We start from the raw sequence: 4,367 nt of genomic DNA, 5'->3' as shown, positions 1-4,367 counted from the left end.
GTCCCGGACTTCGATCGCACCGCGGCAAGCGCGTTCACTCCCTCGCCTCCGGTCCTCTCGCCCGGGCCTGCCACGAGCGCCGCCGGCTCGCCACCGGTCGTCATCCAGGTCTCGGACGGCATCGGCATCGGCACCGGATCCGGCCCGATCACGAACGCGCCGATCGCCGGGCGCGAAATGGGTGGCTGGAGCCGGTTACCGGGTTCGACGCTCGATCCCGGCGTGAGCGCCGGGCTGCTGCCCATCGTGGGCGGGACCGGTCCGGGCGGCGGCATCGAGCGCGGTGGTTCGAGCCGTTCCGGCGACGGGCCGGGGCGGGCCGCCGACCGGTCACCCGGCGGCGCCGACCGGTCACCCGGCGGCGCGGAGCGGGAGCCGGGCGCGGGCAAGAGGTCCGGCACGGCCGGGCCGGGAGCGAAGGCCGCGGGGGAAGCGGCCCGGACCGGCGCGGCGGGCAAGCCCGGCAAGGCCGGTTCCCCCGGTGTGCCGGGTGTCGCGGGCGGCGGCAGGAAGGGCGAGGAGGACAAGGAGCACCAGCGGGCCGCGTTCCTGGTCGAGGACGACCCCGGCGCCGCGCTCGGCCTGGAGGTGGACACCGACAAGGACGGTAACAAGATCGCGCCGCCCGTGCTCGGCGAGTGAACCGCGGCAGCAGCGAAAGACCGGCGCCTTGACCTTCGAGCCGCTCGAAAGCCCAGAATCGGCGTCATGGACCAATCCCCGTCGCTGACCATCGGCGCCTTCGCGCGCCTGGCCGGCCTCACCCCGAGCGCACTGCGGTTCTACGACGACTGCGGTGTGCTCGAGCCCGCTCACGTGGACGAAGCGAGCGGCTACCGGTACTACCGCCCCGATCAGCGGCGGCGCGCAGTCCTGCTGAGGGACCTGCGCACCGCGGGCCTGCCGCTGCCCGAGGTGGGCACGGTGCTCGACGGTCCCATCGAAGCGGCGCGCGAGGCGCTGGAGGCGCACCGGCGCAGGCTCCGCCGGGACGCCGAGACCGCGATGGCGGCGCTCGACCGTGTCCTGCACGGGCTCGACAGCGCCGTGGCAACGGTGCTGGGCTGGGAACTGGCCGCGGCGATCCGGCAGGTGCTGCCCTCGGCCGCCACCGGCGCCCCTGCGGACGAGATGCCGGTGCTGGGCTGTGTGCTGGTCGAACTCGCGGAGGACGAACTGCGGCTGGTCGCCACCGACCGCTACCGCTTCGCACTGCGCGTCCTACGGCCGGAAACCCCGGGCGGCAGCGGTTCCCTGCTGCTGCCCGCGGCTTCGGCGCGGGAGCTGGCCACCCTGGTGGCCCGGCGGGCCGAGGTGGGGATCGACCTCGGGCGGCGCGAACTCGACGGCCAGAAAATGACCACATTGGACGGTGAGTTTCCCGATTACCGCCAGATGCTGGCCACGCTGGCCCCACCGCGCCACCGCGTCCTCGTCGATCGCCTTGCCCTGCGCGACGCGCTCGGTACCGGGCCCGTCCTGCTCCGGCCGGGCCGCAACGAACTCGCCGTCGGCGGGCGCGCACTTCCCGCACTGTGCGACCCGGCCCCGCTCGCCGTCGGTTTCGATCCCGCCGTGCTCGGCCCGGCGCTCGACGCGAGCGTCGGCAGCGACGTGCTCCTCGAACTCACCGACGCACTCCAGCCCGTCGTCCTCCGGTCTGCGGACCAGGGGGCGTTCACCACTCTCGTCATGCCCATCGAGCTTCCAGGAGAACCGCGGTGAATCCGGACAACCCCGTCGTAGCACTGTGTGCCGAGGGCATGGCCGCCGAGGCGCGCGGTGACGCCGCCGGCGCCCGCGATCTCTTCCGCCGAGCCTGGGACGCGGCCGCGGACGACTACGAATCCTGCGTCGCCGCGCACTATCTGGCGCGCCACCAGGACAGCCCGGAGGAAACCCTGCGCTGGAACCGGATCTCACTGGAGGCGGCCGACCGGATCGGCGACGACCGGGTCCGCGCCTTCTACCCGTCCCTGCACGGCAACATGGGGCGCGCCTACGCCGAACTCGGCGATCCCGAACGGGCCCGCCGCCACTACGAACAGGCCGCCCAGCGGCTCGGGGACCTTCCGCCCGGCCAGTACGGCGACTGGGTGCGGCACTGGATCGCCGGTGCGCTCCGTGCGTTCCGGGGGCACGACGAACTGTCGGAACGGGTCCGCGCGCTGCTGAACGCCTTCTGCGCGCGCCAGGATCTGCGGGCGCTGGCCCTCCTGCTCGACCCCTACCTGAGCGACCTCGGCACGGCCGCCGACCGGGAGCGGCTGGGCACGGCACTGCGCATGCTGCACGCCGGAAAGCGGTTGCCGGAACAGGAAGAGATCCAGCGGGCCATCGCGACGCTCCCCTGATCCGCGGATGATCAAAACCGGGGTTTCTCCCGGAAGGCAGCGGCTTCCTCCGGTGCGAGGCTTGGGACATGCGCAACATCACCCTCTCCACCGGCGCCCGGCGCTGGGTGCCGAAGCTCTTCCTCGCGGCCGCGGTGCTGCTGGTGCCGTGGGTGATCGTGCTGGCCGAGACCCTGCCGCTCACCCCGCAGGCCACCGAGGTCCGGCACTGGGCCACCGCCTGGATCGGCCTTGACCTGATGATGGCGCTGGGCTGCGCGGCCACCGGGTGGCTGTACCGGCGCGGGGACGGCAGGTCGGGAGTGACCGCGGCCGCGGTGGGGGCGATCGCGCTGCTCGACGCCTGGTTCGACGTGCTCACCGCGCAGTCCGGCGCCGATCTGGCCCAGGCGCTGGCCTGCGCGGTGCCGGAACTGTCGCTGGTGGCGTTGTGCGTGCTGGTCGCCCTCGACTCGCCCGTCTTCAAGGCCGCGGCGCCCTCCGGGAATTCCCCTAGGGAACCCGGAACCGGCGTTCGGGGTCTTCGCCCGGAGGGCACGAGCCCCGCGCACCGCGGCCATGACCGGCGCCGCGCTACCGACCACCGTGACCAGTCGCTCCGCTCCTGCCGTGGGCAGCAGCGCTTCCACGCTGCCGCCGGTTGACGCCGCGGCACTGACCGAGGCGATCTCCGGCACCGCGCAGGAGTACCCGGAGACGAATGGTGAAAGCGCGTGCCGGGCGCAAGTGGCACGGCCCACAGTCAGGAATACCGCCGCCGTGGCGAGGGTTGGCCGTCTGTCGGAGACAGGAGACAGATGAGTGCGATCGAGACCTCGTTGACGGCCCCCGTGTCACGCCCCGGACCCAGCACCCTCCGCTACACCCTGATCCTCGGGGGCCTGTCGGCCTTCGCCCCCTTGTCGATCGACATGTACCTGCCCGCGCTGCCCAGGATGGCGGGCGATCTGCACAGCCCGGACGCGGTCCTGCAGTTGACGCTCACCGCGTTCATCATCGGCCTCGCGGTCGGACAGTTGGTCGCGGGACCGATGTCCGACGCCGTGGGCCGTCGCAAGCCGCTGCTCACCGGCCTCGTGCTGTATGCCCTTTCTTCGGTGCTGTGCGCGCTGAGCCCCTCCGCCGAACTGCTGATCGCCAGCCGCGCGCTGCAGGCGCTCGGGGCCGCGGCCGGGATCGTGATCGCCCGCGCGACCGTCCGCGATCTGTACTCCGGCACCGCGATGACCAAGTTCTTCTCGATGCTGATGCTGGTCAGCGGGCTCGGCCCGATCCTCGCCCCGGTCATCGGCGGCCAGTTGCTGCGGGTGACCTCGTGGCGCGGCGTGTTCGTCGTGCTGACCCTGTTCGGTGTCCTGCTGCTGGTGTCCGTGGCGCTGGGCCTGCCCGAATCGCTGCCCGCCGAAGGCCGCCGCCCCGCCCGCCTCGGCGCCACGCTGCGCACCTACGCCGGGCTGCTGGCCGATCGGACCTTCACCGGCTACGCGCTCGCCGGCGGTCTGATGTTCGCGGGCCTGTTCGCTTACGTGTCCGCGTCTTCGTTCGTGCTCCAGGGCGTCTACGGGCTGAGCGCGCAGCAGTTCAGCCTGGTCTTCGGCGGCAACGGGGTCGGCATCGTGCTCGCCGGTCAGCTCAACGGACGCCTCGTCGGCCGGTTCCCGGAACGCCGGCTGCTGGCGGCCGGCCTCGGCGCCTCGGCGCTGGGCGGCACCGGCGTCCTGCTCGCGGCCGTGTTCGCGCTTCCGCTGCCCGCGCTGCTCGTCCCGCTGGTCATCCTGGTCGCCAGCATCGGCCTGGTCATGCCCAACGCGTCCTCGCTCGCGCTCGCCGAACACCCGCACCACGCGGGCGCGGCCTCGGCGCTGCTGGGCGTGCTCCAGTTCGTGATCGGCGGGCTCGCCACCCCGCTGGTCAGCCTGGGCGGCAGCACCACCGCGATCCCGATGGCCTCGATCATGGCCGGCTTCGCCGTCGCCGCCCTGATCGTGTTCGCGACCCTGACCACCCGGAGGC

General features: G+C 73.0%; 4 protein-coding genes and 1 pseudogene. All 5 read left to right on the top strand.

Going from position 1 to position 4,367, the window contains the following annotated elements:
- A pseudogene (locus tag FNH05_RS38480) lies at positions 1-642 on the top strand (hypothetical protein); the annotation flags it as partial.
- Positions 643-708: 66 nt separating this feature from the next.
- Complete coding sequence (locus FNH05_RS33405; RefSeq protein ID WP_144592847.1) at positions 709-1,725, top strand: DNA polymerase III subunit beta family protein; 1,017 nt, start codon at positions 709-711, stop codon at positions 1,723-1,725.
- On the top strand, positions 1,722-2,354 hold the full coding sequence (locus FNH05_RS33400) for a tetratricopeptide repeat protein (RefSeq protein ID WP_186382867.1): 633 nt from the start codon (positions 1,722-1,724) through the stop codon (positions 2,352-2,354). Before FNH05_RS33405 ends, FNH05_RS33400 begins: the two co-directional genes overlap by 4 nt.
- 68 nt (positions 2,355-2,422) lie before the next feature.
- On the top strand, positions 2,423-2,998 hold the full coding sequence (locus FNH05_RS33395) for a hypothetical protein (RefSeq protein WP_144592846.1): 576 nt from the start codon (positions 2,423-2,425) through the stop codon (positions 2,996-2,998).
- 153 nt (positions 2,999-3,151) lie between these two features.
- Positions 3,152-4,367: Bcr/CflA family multidrug efflux MFS transporter (locus FNH05_RS33390; protein WP_144592845.1), on the top strand; the 1,216-nt coding region annotated here is incomplete at its 3' end.

It is taken from the genome of Amycolatopsis rhizosphaerae, from assembly GCF_007713715.1.
Lineage (GTDB): Bacteria > Actinomycetota > Actinomycetes > Mycobacteriales > Pseudonocardiaceae > Amycolatopsis_E > Amycolatopsis_E rhizosphaerae.
This window is presented reverse-complemented; position numbering and strand designations above follow the sequence as displayed.

Excerpts from the sequence above, each read along its gene's own strand:
- FNH05_RS33395 (WP_144592846.1), top strand. The coding sequence starts at position 2,423 with ATGCGCAACATCACCCTCTCCACCGGCGCCCGGCGCTGGGTGCCGAAG.
- FNH05_RS33405 (WP_144592847.1), top strand. The coding sequence starts at position 709 with ATGGACCAATCCCCGTCGCTGACCATCGGCGCCTTCGCGCGCCTGGCC.